14 protein-coding genes and 1 pseudogene are annotated in these 16,801 nt (G+C 36.2%); 10 read left to right on the plus strand and 5 right to left on the minus strand.

Annotation, left to right across the window (positions count from 1 at the left end; all coding sequences use genetic code 11):
• The first annotated feature begins 148 nt into the window (after window positions 1-148).
• Complete coding sequence (locus A8L44_RS07175) at window positions 149-1,816, plus strand: FAD-dependent oxidoreductase (protein WP_066103639.1); 1,668 nt, start codon at window positions 149-151, stop codon at window positions 1,814-1,816.
• Window positions 1,817-1,831: 15 nt separating this feature from the next.
• On the opposite strand, the gene A8L44_RS07180 is transcribed toward A8L44_RS07175, so the two are convergent.
• The gene (locus A8L44_RS07180) at window positions 1,832-2,206 is read right to left on the minus strand and encodes a hypothetical protein (RefSeq protein WP_066103642.1); all 375 of its coding nucleotides are present in this window, start codon (window positions 2,204-2,206) and stop codon (window positions 1,832-1,834) included.
• A gap of 274 nt (window positions 2,207-2,480) precedes the next feature.
• On the opposite strand from A8L44_RS07180, the pseudogene A8L44_RS07185 reads away from it, so the two are divergent.
• A pseudogene (locus tag A8L44_RS07185) lies at window positions 2,481-3,357 on the plus strand (GNAT family N-acetyltransferase).
• A gap of 126 nt (window positions 3,358-3,483) precedes the next feature.
• On the opposite strand, the gene A8L44_RS07190 reads toward A8L44_RS07185, so the two are convergent.
• Both A8L44_RS07190 and A8L44_RS07195 read right to left on the minus strand, forming a co-directional pair.
• Window positions 3,484-3,720, minus strand: coding sequence for a hypothetical protein (locus A8L44_RS07190; protein ID WP_066103644.1), 237 nt, complete (start codon window positions 3,718-3,720; stop codon window positions 3,484-3,486).
• Between the two features lie 205 nt (window positions 3,721-3,925).
• Entirely contained in the window at window positions 3,926-4,420 is a 495-nt protein-coding gene (locus tag A8L44_RS07195; protein WP_066103647.1) for a hypothetical protein, read from the minus strand.
• Window positions 4,421-4,521: 101 nt separating this feature from the next.
• Here A8L44_RS07195 and A8L44_RS07200 point away from each other — a divergent pair, with 101 nt between their 5' ends.
• From A8L44_RS07200 to A8L44_RS07215, 4 genes are all read left to right on the plus strand, one after another.
• A complete protein-coding gene (locus A8L44_RS07200) occupies window positions 4,522-5,559 on the plus strand; it encodes a threonine synthase (protein WP_066103649.1) in 1,038 nt (345 codons plus the stop codon).
• 23 nt (window positions 5,560-5,582) lie between these two features.
• Window positions 5,583-7,457 (plus strand): squalene--hopene cyclase, encoded by a 1,875-nt coding sequence (gene shc / locus A8L44_RS07205; RefSeq protein ID WP_066103651.1) that lies wholly within the window; start codon window positions 5,583-5,585, stop codon window positions 7,455-7,457.
• Window positions 7,458-7,550: 93 nt separating this feature from the next.
• Window positions 7,551-8,366: a pyrroline-5-carboxylate reductase gene (proC, locus tag A8L44_RS07210; RefSeq protein WP_066103653.1), complete on the plus strand. Its 816-nt coding sequence runs from the start codon at window positions 7,551-7,553 to the stop codon at window positions 8,364-8,366.
• 224 nt (window positions 8,367-8,590) lie between these two features.
• Window positions 8,591-10,141, plus strand: coding sequence for a hypothetical protein (locus A8L44_RS07215; protein WP_066103655.1), 1,551 nt, complete (start codon window positions 8,591-8,593; stop codon window positions 10,139-10,141).
• Between the two features lie 36 nt (window positions 10,142-10,177).
• On the opposite strand, the gene A8L44_RS07220 is transcribed toward A8L44_RS07215, so the two are convergent.
• Entirely contained in the window at window positions 10,178-10,870 is a 693-nt protein-coding gene (locus tag A8L44_RS07220) for an LrgB family protein (protein ID WP_066103657.1), read from the minus strand.
• Window positions 10,855-11,244: a CidA/LrgA family protein gene (locus A8L44_RS07225; protein ID WP_066103659.1), complete on the minus strand. Its 390-nt coding sequence runs from the start codon at window positions 11,242-11,244 to the stop codon at window positions 10,855-10,857. The genes A8L44_RS07220 and A8L44_RS07225 overlap by 16 nt, the downstream gene beginning before the upstream one ends.
• A gap of 798 nt (window positions 11,245-12,042) precedes the next feature.
• On the opposite strand from A8L44_RS07225, the gene A8L44_RS07230 reads away from it, so the two are divergent.
• The 4 genes from A8L44_RS07230 to uxaC all read left to right on the plus strand — a co-directional run bounded on the left by A8L44_RS07230 (window position 12,043) and on the right by uxaC (window position 16,782).
• Window positions 12,043-13,452 carry an MFS transporter gene (locus A8L44_RS07230; protein ID WP_066103662.1) on the plus strand — a complete coding sequence of 470 codons (1,410 nt, stop codon included), beginning with the start codon at window positions 12,043-12,045 and terminating at the stop codon, window positions 13,450-13,452.
• Window positions 13,453-13,736: 284 nt separating this feature from the next.
• A complete protein-coding gene (locus A8L44_RS07235) occupies window positions 13,737-14,597 on the plus strand; it encodes an SDR family oxidoreductase (RefSeq protein WP_066103664.1) in 861 nt (286 codons plus the stop codon).
• An 88-nt stretch (window positions 14,598-14,685) separates the two neighbouring features.
• On the plus strand, window positions 14,686-15,330 hold the full coding sequence (locus A8L44_RS07240) for a bifunctional 2-keto-4-hydroxyglutarate aldolase/2-keto-3-deoxy-6-phosphogluconate aldolase (protein WP_066103666.1): 645 nt from the start codon (window positions 14,686-14,688) through the stop codon (window positions 15,328-15,330).
• Window positions 15,331-15,363: 33 nt separating this feature from the next.
• Window positions 15,364-16,782 carry a glucuronate isomerase gene (gene uxaC / locus A8L44_RS07245; protein ID WP_066103668.1) on the plus strand — a complete coding sequence of 473 codons (1,419 nt, stop codon included), beginning with the start codon at window positions 15,364-15,366 and terminating at the stop codon, window positions 16,780-16,782.
• Window positions 16,783-16,801: the final 19 nt, after the last annotated feature.

The following is a 16,801-nucleotide window of genomic DNA, read 5'->3' on the forward strand; positions in this document are numbered from 1 at the left end:
TTAATGGAAGATGAGTGCAAATTTTATCTTAAGGACTGACAGCTGCTTGTCCAGTTTTTGAATGTTTTTTCTATCAGATGATCAAATGAGGTACTTAAAATGATAAGTACCTTTTTTATTAAAAAGTTTACTAAATTAGGTGAGTATTTTGACAAAAGGAATTTTAGATTTAATTATCATTGGCGGAGGTCCTGCTGGATTGTCAGCGGGTATTTATGCCGGACGTGGAAAATTAAACACTCTTATTATTGAAAAAGGAAATATGGGTGGCCAAGCTGCAACGACAAATGAAATTGTTAACTATCCGGGTGTTCGTAAGACGACTGGACCTTTATTAATAGAAGAAATGAAAAAACAATGTGAAGATTTTGGTGTTAAATTTACCAAAACAGATGTTACGGATGTTGACCTATCCGGAGAAGTTAAAATAATCAAAACGATCAATGGCGAGTATCAGGCAAGATCTGTAATCATTGCAGCAGGTGCAGGTCCTCGTAAACTTGGATTCCCTGGAGAAGCAGAATTCACGGGCCGTGGTGTTGCCTACTGTTCAACATGCGATGGTGAATTCTTCGAAGGATTAGAAGTGTTTGTCATTGGAGCAGGATTTGCCGCAGCTGAAGAAGCGATGTATTTAACCCGTTTTGCCAGCAAGGTTACCATTATTGCTCGTGAACCTGAGTTTACTTGTGCTCCTTCTATCGCAGATAAGGTTTTTGCCAACGAACATATAGAAGTTAAATTTAATACGGAATTGCTTGAGGTTTCAGGGGTGGAGATGGTTCAGCATGCCCGATTTATTAATAATGTAACGAAGGAAGAATGGGAATACACAGCGAAAGAAGAAGATGGCGCATTCGGTGTATTTGTTTTCGTGGGATATCAGCCTAAGACAGAGATCTTTAAAGGTCATGTAGAAATGGATGAACGTGGTTACATTATTACAGATGAAGAAATGAGAACAAATATTAAAGGTGTATATGCTGTTGGAGATCTTCGTCCAAAATCTTTACGTCAAGTTATTACAGCTGTTGCCGATGGGGCGATTGCCGGAACAGACGTACAGAAATATGTTGCTGAAGAAAAAGAGCGTCTTGGCATTGTAGATGAGCCAAAAGAAGAAAAACCGGCAGAGAAAAAAGAATCTGCACCAAAAGAAACAGCTAAAAGTGGTAAGAGCAGCTTACTAAGCGATGCCATCAAAGGACAACTAAAAGGTATTTTTGCCAAAATGGAGAATGATGTAACATTAGTAAGTATTGTGGATGAAAGTATGCCTAAATCTGTAGAATTACGTGATTTCTTGATCGATGTTGCTGAACTTGGCGATAAACTTCATCTGGAAGTTTATCCAAAAGGCGAAAATACTGAAATGGAAACGAAAATCAATGCTGATAAATTCCCGGTTGTTTCGTTGCTTGATCATAAAGGGAATTACAGTGGCGTGAAGTTCCATGGTGTACCGGGAGGACATGAGCTTAATTCCTTTATCTTGGCCATTTATAACCTGGCAGGTCCTGGACAAGCGTTAGATTCCTCAATCAAGCAGTCTATTCAGGCAATCGATAAAAAAGCAAATATTAAGATTATGGTATCTTTATCATGCCACTACTGCCCTGATGTTGTTGTCGGTGCTCAAAGAATTGCAATTGAAAACCCAAATGTCGAAGCAGAAATGATTGATATCAGCAACTTCCAAGATATTAAAAAGAAATATAAAGTAATGAGTGTTCCAGCCATGATTATTAATGATGAACAAGTAGTCTTTGGAGCTAAAAAAATTAATGAAATTGTAGAAGTGTTACAGCAAGCTTAAACAATTAACCCAGCCTTACATCAAGGCTGGGTTTTTGTTTTTCCAGGTTTTTATGATCAAGGTAACAGATGCAATGACTGAAATTGAAAAGATGATTATGCCGGTAATCTCATACAAATGCATGAATAAAAGGAAGGCAACTATTTGAGTGACAGCAATGATTATTCCATAAATTGCGTTCTGTTTTTGATTCTTTTTTATGGCAATGAAGAGCTGGAGTGTAATGAAATTACTCACAACCATAATGGTAATTGCCAACGTATAATCCATTGTGGTAATGTTTGACCCTTTTTCAAACGCGAAAATCGAATAAATCGAAATGGGAAGGGCACAAAGATTTATGCCTAATAAAATTAATACCCATAATATACGATACAAATTTTTTTGCATATATTAGACTCCTTCTTATATTCTATTTTACATTTTGTGCAATATAGAAATGATTATACCCGACTATAAATACTTCAGTTTATATTATTTGAATTCTTAAATAAATAACTAAATAAATGACGCGCAACTTGTAAATCATGGTAAAATCTCCTTGGTGCTTACAAAATTCGAGAACTTTTATCAGTTTATCCATACGAATTTTGGAAAAGGAGATTACAACTTGATAACAATTGAAAAAGCAATCTTATGTGACGCTGAAAAATTAACAGAACTAATGAAGAAAACGTTTGATGAAGAAGCAAAAAGATGGCTTATAGATCAAGAAATAGTGGATTACAATATCCAGCCCCCTGGCTATACTTCAGTTGAAATGACAAAATATATGATCGAAGAATTAGCCTATTACAAAATCATCTTTCACGAGGCTATAGTTGGTGGAGTAATCGTTACGATTACCGGTAAGTCATATGGAAGAATAGATCGTATATACGTTGATCCAGATTTTCAGAATCTCAAAATCGGTTCCAGAGTAATGGAATTAATAGAGGAGAAATTTCCAAGCGTAAGACAATGGGACCTTGAGACATCCAGCAGACAGCTTAATAATCACCATTTTTACGAGAAATTTGAATAAAAGGATCTTTAAGTCGGAAGATGAGTATTGCTACATAAAAAGGAAAGAGAGTTCGACAAAATCTGAAAAATTGGTAGAAAATCATGATATTTCAAATAAGCAATATGAAAATTGCGATATGGCAAATACAGAATGTTACCAAGTTAGCTTAGAAGAGAGTTCTTTTAGTAATAGTAACTTGAGAAGTACTCATTTCAGTAACTGTAATCTTAGTCAGTCAAAATTCCGAAACATAAATTTAAAACACTCCTATTTTGCAGATTTAAACCTATCCTTTTCTAAAATGAGATTAGTTACCCTTGCAGGAATCGAATTTATGGACACAAATCTTGGAGATGACAAAAATCCGATATCCTTTGAAAGATGTGACCTCCAGGAATCAAAGATTAGGAATTGTGACCTAAGTAATCTGGAAATCACGGAAAGTAAGATAACAGGAATGAAAATCAATGGTATTTCAGTGGAAAAATTGTTCGAAGTGTATAACCGAGAGTTGAAAAAGGAAAGTTTCGAATAGGTATATGATCAATTGTTTGAACAAGAATCACATGATCATATAAGGGGAAATTATTTAAATCAAGTAAGGTTAAAACTTAAATAATCACAAAGAAAAAAGAACGAAGATGGTGCGACTATTCACCATTCATCCGTTCTTTTTTGCGTTCTCTTCAAGTTTACTGATTCTTTGTTCGAGTTCTTCTATCCCTAATAGTTTGGATTGTCCATCCAGAAAAATATTGCATATTGACGTTAATAGGAAGCCACCGCCCAAACCAACAAGACACCCTACACCTGGAGACCCAATGGATAGTCCAATTCCAAGGCCAGTTAACAGACTGCCTGGAATAAGGTATTCAGTTAGTGAATGCTGTTTAGCCAACAAATCTCCTCCAATCTTTTTCGAAAGTTTATGTATTCTGGTTAATATTATAACAACTTTAATTTGCAGAATATATACATATTCTTGAAATTAACCTTATTTAACCATTTAGTATCTATAAACTTATTATTCAGCAGGAAACAGTTTTAAAAAAACGCCATGAGGATAGTGGTGAGGTTTCTCGAATAAGTAAAAAGGAGGTGGTTTACATGCTAATACAGCTAAGGTCATAAATTGTCAGATCATAAAATGGACCTTTACTGTCTTCTGATGAGATAACAATACCTTTGTAGCCGTTAGAGGTGAGCATTTCGCGAAGCAAGCTGCCTATTTTAAATTCGGTATCTCTAATAAATAATTTAATGTTTGTTCTGTTATTAACTCCAGATAAATTACGAATTTTATCGAATTGTTTATGGTATATATATGCACTTATCGTTTCGTAAGGTTGTACGAATTCATTGGTAAATGAATCATATAATTTAGCATAGTCCTCATCTTCAATAAATAAGAAGTGTTCCGTATTGACGCGAAACTCTATGATGTTTGGTCCAAACTTTTTAGCCCAATGTTTACGTGTCGTGGCATAAATAGCATCACCATGCTTTTTTCCATGACTGAAAGAGGTCCGTAGTGTAAGGCCTTTATCGAGAATTTTTTCATAATTGGTAGTAGAGGTGCCATGAAATACATCAATCATCTAATCGCCTCCATATTTTTATTAATACCATCATCATAAATGAAAAACGCAAACTTTTCCATCTTAATATGTTGATTAACTGATTAACGAGAGGAGCAGGAATGAGTGAAATTCAATTTATTTGTGTAGATTGCCAGGAGCTATTCATGGAGGAAACGGATAAAAATTGTTGTACATGCGGCGGTCTGTTAATAATCAAAACAAGTAAAAGCATTTTTAAGGATAATTGGATTGTTGGTGAGAACCAGACGATGTGGAAGTACTATCTAGTAGTATCAGTACAAGCAAACAAACGTGCATGGGAGAAGGTATCACTAGGTGAGGGGAATACCGTGCTCGATAAATTGGACTCGGACAATCAGCACATCTACTTAAAATTAGAAAACACTTTACCAAGCCGATCTTATATAGATAGATGCTCAGCATTATTAGTGACTAAGTTACTAGAGAAAAAGATACAAAACATCCTTATAACGGAAGCCACTTGTATGAGTCTTTCTGTTGCTAAATATGCAAAACATGCTCAAATTGCCTGTGAGTTAGCTTTACCTGAAAATACAGCCTGTCAGCTGGTGGATGCACACAGAAATGAAGGAGTCAGAGTAAGCGATTTTGTTTCTGATCAAGAATCTGCTGCAAATAATTTTATTTTACCCGACTTTCACCCCTATATGATTGAGGGAGCAAAAACATATGCATATGAGATATGGGAGCAGTTGGGACACCGTCATCCTGATATCGTTACGTTCTCGGTTGAAACCAGTATGTTAGCAGTAGGTACTTATTATGGATTTAAGGATCTTTTAGAACATCATTTAATAGGAAAACTCCCCAGATTTATCATTGTCGACATTCAATCAACTTCTCTGCCTGTAAAAAGTAAAGCGGTATCTATCCCTCAACCCCTATATAAAGAATTGATAAAAATGATTAAAGAGACAGATGGACACTTACAGACCATTACGAAAACTGAAATCATTCAAGCCAGTAAAGCGCTTTTTATGAGAGGTTATCAGATAGATGAACAAAGTGCAGCAGCCTACGCAGGATGCATGAGATATTATCGAGACTTTTCAATCAAAAATGAATCGATTGTGATACCCCTTAGTAATTTTAGCGAGATAGGAAAATCCAAATAGTTTTTTGGGGTGATAAGATAGTTATGACAAAATCTAACGTTGAGAAGTATATAGCCTCCAAGCTAGAAAGGCTGGAAAAAACACAAAATCAATCAGGTTCATGGACATTCAACTTTGAAGGATCTTCATTAACGGATTGTTTTATGATCTTACTTATACGGACCTTAGGAATAGATGAAGAAGAATTAATGCATCAACTAGTGAAACGGCTGCTGCGCACTCAAAATGATAATGGGTCTTGGAGTATCTATCCGGATGAGAAGGATGGTAATTTATCTGCCACCGTTCAATCTTATACAGCCCTGCTTGTGTCAGGCAAATTTACTCGGATGGATGAGGAGATGAAGCGAGCTGAACAATTTATAATTAAGCATGGTGGAGTATCAAAATCTCACTTTATGACTAAAATGATGCTCGCAGTCAATGGAATGTATAATTATCCAAGCTTTTTTAAATTTCCGATGAGTTATTTTATGCTCCCGCCCCATGTACCTTTTAACATGTATCAATGCAGTAACTATGCTAGAGTGCATTTAACTCCTATGACCATCTGCATTAATAAACGATTTATGTATGAACACAAGGGGATAGATAAGAGTTTCCTTGATGGACAAGAAGGTGGATGGTTTAGAGAGGAACGTTTTTTTCAGACAGAACAATTGATTAATCAACTAAAGATCCTCAATTTTTCTCCATCCTCTTGGCAAAAAGCAGGCTATCAATCTGCAGAAAAGCTAATGATTGACCGGATTGAGAAGAATGGGACACTGTATAGTTATAGTTCGGCTACCTGTTATATGATTTATGCTTTACTTGCCTTAGGGTATAAACGAAACTCAGCGATTATTCTTAAGGCGGTGGAAGGAATGAAGAGCTATTTAACGGATACACCTTATGGCCTTCATTTGCAAAATTCACCCTCCCTGGTGTGGGATACAGCTTTATTAAGCTATTCCTTACAAGAAGCGGGGGTTAAGGCAACCCATCCTGTTATCGATCGAGCAAATGCGTATTTGCTGAAAAAACAACAAAGCACGAGAGGGGATTGGACAGTACATGCTCCAGATGTGATTCCTGGGGGATGGGGATTTTCTGACAGCAATCATTATATACCGGATAATGATGATACAAGTGCGGTTTTACGAGCATTAACAAAGCAAAGTAAATTGAACCAACAAGCAAATCTTGCTTGGAAAAAAGGTTTCTCGTATTTGAAGGGCATGCAAAATAAGGATGGAGGATGGGGAGCCTTTGAAAAAGATGCCTATAATTCTTTATTTGCTTATCTACCAATCGAAAATGCAAAGGATGCCATCATTGACGATTCTACCGCAGACCTGACAGGTCGTGTTTTAGAATTCATGGGTAATTATGCTGGATTAACACATGACCATTCCTTTATTAAAAGAGCAGCTGCCTGGCTTCTGAAAGAACAATTATCAGATGGTAGCTGGTATGGAAAATGGGGTGTTTGTTATATTTATGGAACGTGGGCAGCGGTGACTGGACTATGTGCAATCGGAATCAAGCCTGAGCACCCTTCTATCCAAAAAGCAATCAGATGGCTGGAGTCTATCCAGCTGAAAGATGGAGGATGGGGAGAATCCTGTATGAGTGCAGATAAAGAACGTTATATCCCATTGTCCTACAGTACTCCATCCCAGACAGCCTGGGCATTGGATGCTCTCTTAGCAGTTAAGCGGGCAACTTCACCAACCATTCAGAAAGGGGTTAACTTTTTAATAAATGAAGAGTTATACCATCCTAATGCAAACAGGTATCCAACAGGTCTCGGTTTACGGGGTGGTTTTTATATCATTTATGAAAGCTATAATTATATTTTTCCTCTGTTAGCACTGGGTCATTATGAAAAGAAACTGATTACTGACCATACATAGCTACATGGGAATGAGCGCGCTAATCCTAATTTTCTATTTTTTACTTGTTTTATGTTAGAATAGTGGCAAATGAGGAAGAATAGGTGTTGAAACATGAATAAAAGAATAGGTTTTATTGGCTGTGGAAATATGGGAAAAGCGATGGTTGGTTCTTTGATTAACAGTAATCAAAAACTCGCTGATCAATTGTTGGTATCTGTGCGCTCAGAAGAATCAAAAGTTGCTATTTCGGAAAAGTGGCCGATTCATACAACTCTGGATAATAAAGAAGTTGTCCTAAATTCAGATATAATCTTTTTAGCAGTTAATCCAAACCAATATGAAGAAGTTATTAAAGAAATAAGAGAATATGTTACTGATAAGAAGATTCTTATTTCGATTGCTGCCGGAGTTAAAATAAAGCAAATGGATGACTGGATTGGAGCAGAATCAAAATTTATATTGTCTATGCCTAATACTCCTGTCCTGGTGAATGCAGGGATGACGGCTATTTGTCCAAATGACCATGTCACAGGAGAAGAGTTAGAGGAAATCTGCCAGTTATTTAGTGTGTTTGGAGAATATGAAATTCTTAAAGAAGATGATTTCGAAGCGTTTATTGCTTTATGCGGTTCTTCTCCAGCCTATATTTTCGTATTAATTGAAGCAATGGCAGATGCAGCTGTGAAATTAGGGATAGATCGAAAAAAAGCCTATCGAATGGCTGAACAAACCATTATGGGATCGGCAAAACTCGCTTTGGAAACAGGGATTCATCCAGCAGAACTGAAGGATCAAGTTTGCTCCCCAGGTGGTGCAACAATTGCTGCCATCACAGAACTGGAGGCACAAGGATTCAGAAATTCTGTCATTAAAGCGATGGAGGTTTGTGCTGAACAATCAAAGAAAATGAATGATGAAGTTTACTAGAAACGAAAATAATGCAGCATCCATTTTACCTTTTAGGGATATGGATGCTGTTTTTTATGCAGTGATTATTCATGGTGTAGTTAAACCATTCTTTGTCCCGCTTTTTATGAATTACACTCCTATCAATCCGTATTAAATTGAAAAAGATTTACACTCACATGTATATTAACAACTATTTCCATGTTAAAATATTTCTATCCGTTAAGGCCGGGAGAGTGAGTACTATGGATGGAACTTTATTATCTAACAGTATCTATTCGTTGAAAGGAACCGATTTACGAATCATTTATAGTTTATTAACGAATTTAAATCTAAAAGAACTAATCCCATTTAATTTTAACAAAATCATTTCTAGGAAACATAATACTGATTATGTAAACTGCCTTCTTGAAAAAACCGATGAATATTTTCATCTCTCAGATGAGGCATTGCAGGTCAGTTTGTTTCAGGAAATGAATAAAACACTTGAACTAGAAGGTGTTTATTATAGTGAAGCTTTCCATGTGGATAATCAATGTGAAGAAATTGTTGAAAAAGTATATCAAATATATATAAATCAGGAAAAATCATTCCTTCAAAACACGGAACAAATTGAGTTTACAAGGATCCATCACATTATTCACTATCAGCTCAGACAGCTATTTTATGAGGTGGAATATCGCTTTCAAAATCTTTCAGTTGAGGATCAGCAGGATTTTTTAAACACTATATATGAATTTATAATTCAGCTCTCAGAGGATGAAAAATGGATCCTTCTTCAACAATTGCCTGCAAATTATTTGTCAATTGAGGTTTTTAAAGAAATAGAATTATCCACTTTACTTATTCAGGTATCAAATATCAGTCTTCCTTCATTTTTTGATATGTTTACAAAGCTTTTAATGAACTACAATGAAAAGCTTCCAATGAATATCCCATTAATCAATCAAGAAAATATTTCCCCTACGACAAAATTATTAACTTCTCCATATTTTATTACACCCTATGTCCTTGGAGGCAGAGTCCTTCAAATAAACTATCAGCATCATGCCATAAAAAAAAGGCTAATGCCTTTTATCCTAATGCAGATAACTTTAGCGTATTTATGCGATGAAAATTCTGTGTCCAGTCCAGTTTTATTCCTGAATGAATGGAAAAGAAGGGTAGAGGAATACCGTCAATTGGAGTATCATTCTGATTTATTAGAAATGAAACATATCGAAATGAGTTCATCTGTCCATAAATCCCGGCAGCGGATAAACGAATTTGCAAATCAAAAAAAACATATTCAGGAACGATTGAATATCGAAATGTACAAGCTTAAATCAACACTCCTTTTTATGGATATAAATGAGTTGAAGATAAATCAAAGTTTTGAAAAACATCGTACTGAGTACATTCACATCCAAAAAAAATTAAACCAATTAGCTGCATCCAAAAGCAATGAAATATTGGAAACCAGTTTAATCAAACAATTTACTAATAAATTGCTGAATATGTCAGTGACACTTGATCAGCTTGGTAAAGAGAAAAAAGTGGATGAGCTTCTTGAGAGCTTAGTCCGAGATATTTTAGATTCGGATAGTGACTTTAAACGGGCTGATCGAATTGGGATTAAACAAATACAGAAGGAATTAACGGATATTGATTTCATGATTGAAACGGAGAATAAGATTAAAAGTAAATATGAAAAGGAGCTTATCAAACTGAATCAACAATTACAGGAATGCAGCGATAAGGTGAAACAAATTGAGAACGAAAATTACGGGATTAAAGAGGTAGCGCAAAGTATATGAAAAGTCCGTTTCAGCAAAAACGGACTTTTTTTACCCCTAGTTAATAAAGAGGTTCATGATAATTGGTCCTATAATGGAACCAAAAACAGCGCTTAATGTCATGGAGATAGAACTCATGGAAAAGGTTAATTCACCGAATTCAAATGCCTTTGAGGTACCAATTGCATGGGATGCGCTGCCCAAAGCAATCCCTTTACTAACGGGATTTGTTATGTGGAATAGATTTAAAATAAGCGGCCCTAAAATAGCTCCGGTTAGACCTGCTATCATGACAAAAATAGCTGTTAATGCTGGAACCCCGCCTAATTCCTCGGAGATCTGTACAGCAACCGGTGTAGTTAATGATTTTGGCAGTATGGAAACGGCAGTCTCTTCGGCTACACCAGCCAGCTTACTAAATAGAAGTCCGCTAACCATTCCTGCCAATACGCCAAGAAAGACACCTCCTAAAATGACGAATATATGATCTTTCAACATTCTCCATTGTTTATAAAGCGGAAAAGCAAGTGCAACTACTGCAGGACCAAGTAATTGATTAATCCACTCTCCGCCAATCATGTATGTATCATAAGAAATATTAAAAACTGAAAGGATGCAAACAATTAAAATGGTTGTTGTTAAGATCGGCAAAAGAAATGGATTGGAAAATCGGATATAGAGTTTATTCAATAAAAGAAATATGATGACAGTTATAATAATAATCGAAATGGCAATCAGTAATTTCCCCATTTATTTTGATCCTTTCGTTTGTTCACTGAATTTTCGAGAATCTGACTGGTTCCTCCGGATATCAGCAGGGTAAAGATTGTACTAATAAATACGACAAACATAATGATGAAACCTTTAGAGGAGAATAGCTCGGGATACTTTATAACACCGATACAGATTGGAACAAATAACAAAGGCAAGAAAGCAATTAAAAAACCAGCTCCACGATTAATATATTCAACTGGAATTACTTTGAATTTTAAGCAAACTAACAGTAATAATAACCCGATGATACTTGCAGGGATGGGAATGCTAAACAGCTCTTGTATGAATACGCCGATATAATAAAAAAGAAAAAGAACAACGATTTGCGAGCATATGACTAAATGTTTCATGAACGTATTGGCTACTATAGAGTGAAAGTAACCTTCACCTCCAAATTTAAATGATAATTTGATATTACGCTTCCCGTCTGACAAGTCAAATAATTTGCACTTTATGGAAATTACACTGGTACTTCAGCTAGTACTCCTTAATAGCTTTTTGAATCCTGTTAGATGAGGACAAATCAGAGGCTTTGTTGCTCGCTTTTCCAAAAACATTCTATATTGATTTCTCATTAGATTAAGCGGTGATAAGAGGATGATTATATGCATATGAGGAGAGAAGTAATAAGACCCTTTATAAGCTAGAAAAACGTAAGTCATTATCTGTTCAGCTTTGTACCGTTTAAAGTTTTGATTATGAAAACGGAAACAGAAAAATTAGTGAGGATTCTTGTTTGGTTTATTTTACCTCATAAAAAATTAAAAAAAGGTCTTTTAATCTTATCATGCGCATGCTAGTATACTAGTGTAAATGAACGAAACATAGTTTGAACCAAGAAGAAGTTTCAAACATTTATTTTACTCTTGTTTGTGAAATAATGAGCAATAGTAATTATAATTTATTTTTACACGAAATATTAATGATCAGTTTTAGAACAATTTTACCTCCTGCATTTTATTTTACTTTTCTTTGTGAAATAATGAGCAAAATGAAATGTAAATAAAATTTGGGAGTAAGTATATACTACCAGTTAAGAAGCCTTTACTGTTTACAAAAGATTGATGGAAGTATGGAGTGTAAGTGTTTGAACCTGCTTGGCGGTATTTTCGTCATTTATAACTATTATAGTATTTGGAGGTAATTAAATGAGTGCAGAAGCTTTGAAAAAACAAGGCTCACCAAAAGAAAACCCTACTCCTAATGTTCGTCCTTTCGGCATGAGGGACAAAATTGGATATCTATTAGGTGACTTTGGAAACGATTTCTTTTTCTTATTGGTAAGTGCTTACTTAATGGTATTCTATACCGATATTTTTGGCATCAATGCAGCGACAGTTGGTGCGCTCTTCATGGCTGCTCGTTTATGGGACGCAGTAGCAGACGTAACTTGGGGACGTTTTATTGACACTAGAAAACCAACTAAAAATGGTAAATTTAGACCATGGGTACTAAGAATGTCATTCCCATTAGTTTTCTCAGGGGTTTTAATGTTCGTTACGATTCCTGGTATGGGTGATGGTTTCTACTTGGCATGGGCGTTCGTAACATATATCGTTTGGGGTACTTTGTACAGTACAGTTAATATTCCTTACGGGTCTATGGCATCTGTTATGACAGATAATCCAGTTGAACGTACTTCTTTATCTACTTACAGAACAGCTGGTATGATGCTTGCGAGCTTGATCATCAATGCAGTCGGACCAATGATTGTCTTTGTTGATAACAAAATCGATGCAAATCGTATGTTCATGGCTGCTTGTATTTTTGGTGTGTTGGCAATTTCTTGTTACATCGGTTGCTACAAATTAACAACTGAACGTATCGTTCCTGAAACAAATGATGCAGAAAAAATGGATCTTCGTAAAACGCTTAAAGCGATCGGTCAAAACAAACCACTTATTTGGATTTTAACTGCATCTTTATTATTCATGACAAACAGCATGCTTATGGGAGCAGTAAACGTATACCTATTTAAAGATTATTTCACTAGCACTGCAGCGTTAAGTCTTGTTGGTGTTATGACTACAGTTACAGCATTTATAGCAATGCCGTTGGTTAAACCATTAGTTGCTCGTTTCGGTAAAAAAGAAATTGCTTCTATTGGTATGGGATTTGCGGCTATCATTTACTTCGTACTATTCATGCTGAAAGATATTGATGCAATGACATTTGTATGGATTGCAGCACTTGGTATGTTTGGTACAGCATTCTTAAACGTTGTTATTTGGGCGTTTGTAACGGATGTTATTGATTATCATGAGTTCTTAACTGGTTTACGTGAAGATGCAACGATTTATTCAGTTTACTCCTTCGCTCGTAAAGTAGGTCAAGCCGTTGCTGGTGGTCTTGGCGGTTTCTTGATCGCTGCAGTTGGTTACAATGCAGCACTTGAAACACAAACAGAAGGTACGTTAAATGGAATTCATGCACTTGGTACATTAGCACCAGCGTTGTTCTATGCAGTTATTTTCTTAATCCTAATGTTCTTGTACCCATTAAACAAGAAACGTACAGAGCAACTTGCAATTGATATTGCTGAAAGACGTAAAAAATAATTAGTAAAGAGATAGCTCTTAAATGGGCTATCTTTTTTTGTTATTGGGGAATTTGTAAAAAGAAGAAAAGGATGTAAAAGGAAGAGTATTTAATGAATTACGTACATACTTTGAATCTGGTAGAGCATGATAAGTAATGGGCATTTAATGTATGAGTTATGTTCAAATTTAGAAAAATAAATTATTGATATAACTCGTCAAGTATGCTAGTATACAAGCATGCAATAACACGTATACATAGTGTTTATGAAAATTTCAATGCAAATATATGGAGGTATGACGAAATGACTACTTTACCTTTTAAAGTTGATTTAACAGATAAAGTTGCGGTTGTTACAGGCGGCGCTGGAATCCTTTGCGGAGCATTTGTTGATGCTTTGGCTGCATGTGGAGCGAAAGTTGCCATTCTTGACCGCGCTTTAGAAAATGCTGAAAAGAAAGCTGAAGAAGTTCGCCAAAAAGGCGGAATTGCGATTGGTGTTGAAGCAAACGTATTAGATAAAGAAAGCCTAAAAGCTGCACACGCAGTTGTAAAAGAAAAATTAGGACTTTGCGATATCTTAATCAACGGTGCTGGTGGTAACCATCCACTTGGAACTACTACTAAAGAATATTTATTCCCAGAAGATTTGAATGGTCAATTGAAAGATACAATCACTTTCTTCGATTTAGATCCAGAAGGAGTTCAATTCGTATTCAACTTGAATTTCTTAGGTACTTTATTACCTTCTCAAGAATTTGCAAGTGATATGGTAAATCGTAAAGGTGCAACAATCATCAATGTATCTTCTATGAATGCATACACACCATTAACAAAAATTCCTGCTTACAGCGGTGCGAAAGCTGCAGTAAGTAACTTTACACAATGGTTAGCGGTTCACATGTCTAAAGTTGGAATCCGTGTTAATGCAATTGCTCCAGGATTCTTCGTTACAGCACAAAATGAAAAATTGTTGAAAAACGAAGATGGCTCTTACACTGAGCGTTCTGAGAAAATCCTTCGCAATACGCCGATGGATCGTTTTGGTGAAGCGGAAGAGCTTGTTGGAACAATGTTATACCTTGCAAGCCATGAAGCATCCAGCTTTGTTAATGGCGTAATCATCCCAGTTGATGGTGCGTTCTCTGCATATTCTGGTGTTTAATTAGGGCTAAAAAATTGAAAACAAATAGCGATTAATCTATCGCTATTTGTTTTGTTGATATCGACTCGAAAACTGGAGTGTGAATGTTATGTTACCAAAATTTGAAGTATTAAATGAAATGCGCAAAGGCTATGTTGTAGCAGTTGTTCGCGGTAAGACAAAAGAAGAAGCTGTTGAAATTGCTAAACAAGCATATGCAGGCGGTATTCGTTCTTTAGAAATTACATTTACAACACCTGATGCAGGTGACGTTATTGCTGAACTTGCAAGCATGAATGATGACAACATGATCATTGGTGCTGGAACAGTATTAGATGAAGCTACAGCTCGTCTTGCTATTATGAAGGGTGCACGCTATATCGTGAGTCCACACTTTGATAAAAACATTTCATTAATGTGTAATCGTTATTGTGTTCCTTACTTACCAGGTTGCGGATCCGTAACTGAAGTAATGGAGGCTGTTACATACGGTTCTGATGTTATCAAAATGTTCCCTGGAAGCCTTCTTGGCAAATCCTTCATTAAGGATGTACACGGACCACTTCCACATGTTCAAATGATGCCTTCAGGCGGTGTTAGCAAGGATAACTTGGCTGACTGGATCGAAGTTGGTGCATTTGCAGTAGGTATCGGAAGTGCCTTAACGAAGAATGTGAAAGATGGAGATTACAGCTCTGTCCAAGCAGTTGCAAGAGAGTTTATGGACCATTTAGCAACACTTCAAAATAAATAATCAAGACCTGCTACATAAAGGAGGGTAAAGCGGATGAGTTCATTTATACATGAAAACTTTATATTGCAAAATGAAACAGCTGTGAAGTTGTATCATGAATACGCTAAGAATATGCCTATTTATGATTACCACTGCCATTTATCCCCAAAGGATATTGCAGAGAATCGTAAATTTAAAAATATAACTGAACTATGGCTCGAAGGTGACCATTATAAATGGAGAGCAATGAGAGCACATGGGATTCCTGAAAAGTATGTTACTGGTGATGCCGATCCGAAGGAGAAGTTTGAGGCTTGGGCTAAAACTGTTCCATATACAGTTGGAAACGCTTTGTATCACTGGACTCATATTGAGTTAAAAAACTACTTCGGTATTGAAGAATTATTAAACGAACAAACATGGGAAAGCATTTGGAACCGTTGTAATGAATTGTTGCAGCAAGATGATTTTTCTGTTCGCGAACTCATCAAACGCTCAAATGTAAAAGTAATTGGCACGACAGATGATCCGACGGATGATCTTATGTATCATGCGCAAATCGCTGAATTGCCTGATTTCCCAGTGAAGGTTCTTCCTTCATTCCGACCTGACAAAGGATTGGAAATCAATAAAGCTACATTCGTTCCATTCGTGGAGACTCTTGAAAAGGTTGCTGACAAATCATTAGCAACTTATGCGGATTATATTGCGGCTCTATTGGATCGAGTTCAATATTTCCACGAAAAAGGCTGCAGAATTTCTGACCATGGCCTATCAGAGGTTCCATTTGCTGAATTCGATGAAAGCGAATTAGATGGAATTTATCAATCTGGCCGTAGCGGTAAAGCTGTAAGCCTAGAGGATGAAAATAAATTCAAGACAGCCATCATGATTGCTCTTGCAAAGGCCTACACAGAAAGAGGCTGGGCAATGCAGCTTCACTTTGGTGCAATCCGCAATAACAACACAAAAATGTTCAAAAGATTAGGACCTGATGCAGGCTTTGACTCCATCAGTGATCAAGGCGAAGTAGCCGCACCATTAAATGCGCTGCTAGACGCGTTAGAAATCAGGGATTCCCTGCCTAGAACAATTGTGTATAATTTGAATCCTGTTTATAACGAACTGATTGGTACAACGATTCAAAACTTCCAAACAAACGAAGAAGGAATCGCGGGTAAAATCCAATTTGGTTCTGGTTGGTGGTTCAATGACACTAAACCAGGCATGATTCGCCAAATGACAGCTTTAGCTGATCAAGGATTATTAAGTCACTTTGTAGGGATGCTGACAGATTCACGTAGCTTTATCTCTTATAGCAGACATGAATACTTCCGCCGCATTCTATGTAACTTAATAGGTACTTGGGTAGAATCTGGCGAAATTCCAAATGATCCGGCATTGCTGCAAAACTTAATTGAAAACATCTGCTTTAATAACGCTAAGAACTATTTTAATATAGATCTTCAATAATTTTTAGGAGGAAACTTAC

The sequence above is a fragment of the Bacillus sp. FJAT-27986 genome, from assembly GCF_001685035.1.
In the GTDB taxonomy this organism is placed as follows: Bacteria; Bacillota; Bacilli; order Bacillales; family Pradoshiaceae; genus Pradoshia.

Coding starts and splice junctions, on each gene's coding strand:
- A8L44_RS07225 (WP_066103659.1), bottom strand. CDS start 11,244: ATGAAACATTTAGTCATATGCTCGCAAATCGTTGTTCTTTTTCTTTTT.
- A8L44_RS07200 (WP_066103649.1), top strand. CDS start 4,522: ATGAGTGAAATTCAATTTATTTGTGTAGATTGCCAGGAGCTATTCATG.
- A8L44_RS07195 (WP_066103647.1), bottom strand. CDS start 4,420: ATGATTGATGTATTTCATGGCACCTCTACTACCAATTATGAAAAAATT.
- A8L44_RS07230 (WP_066103662.1), top strand. CDS start 12,043: ATGAGTGCAGAAGCTTTGAAAAAACAAGGCTCACCAAAAGAAAACCCT.
- A8L44_RS07235 (WP_066103664.1), top strand. CDS start 13,737: ATGACTACTTTACCTTTTAAAGTTGATTTAACAGATAAAGTTGCGGTT.
- A8L44_RS07220 (WP_066103657.1), bottom strand. CDS start 10,870: ATGGGGAAATTACTGATTGCCATTTCGATTATTATTATAACTGTCATC.
- A8L44_RS07240 (WP_066103666.1), top strand. CDS start 14,686: ATGTTACCAAAATTTGAAGTATTAAATGAAATGCGCAAAGGCTATGTT.
- proC (WP_066103653.1), top strand. CDS start 7,551: ATGAATAAAAGAATAGGTTTTATTGGCTGTGGAAATATGGGAAAAGCG.
- A8L44_RS07180 (WP_066103642.1), bottom strand. CDS start 2,206: ATGCAAAAAAATTTGTATCGTATATTATGGGTATTAATTTTATTAGGC.
- A8L44_RS07215 (WP_066103655.1), top strand. CDS start 8,591: ATGGATGGAACTTTATTATCTAACAGTATCTATTCGTTGAAAGGAACC.
- shc (WP_066103651.1), top strand. CDS start 5,583: ATGACAAAATCTAACGTTGAGAAGTATATAGCCTCCAAGCTAGAAAGG.
- uxaC (WP_066103668.1), top strand. CDS start 15,364: ATGAGTTCATTTATACATGAAAACTTTATATTGCAAAATGAAACAGCT.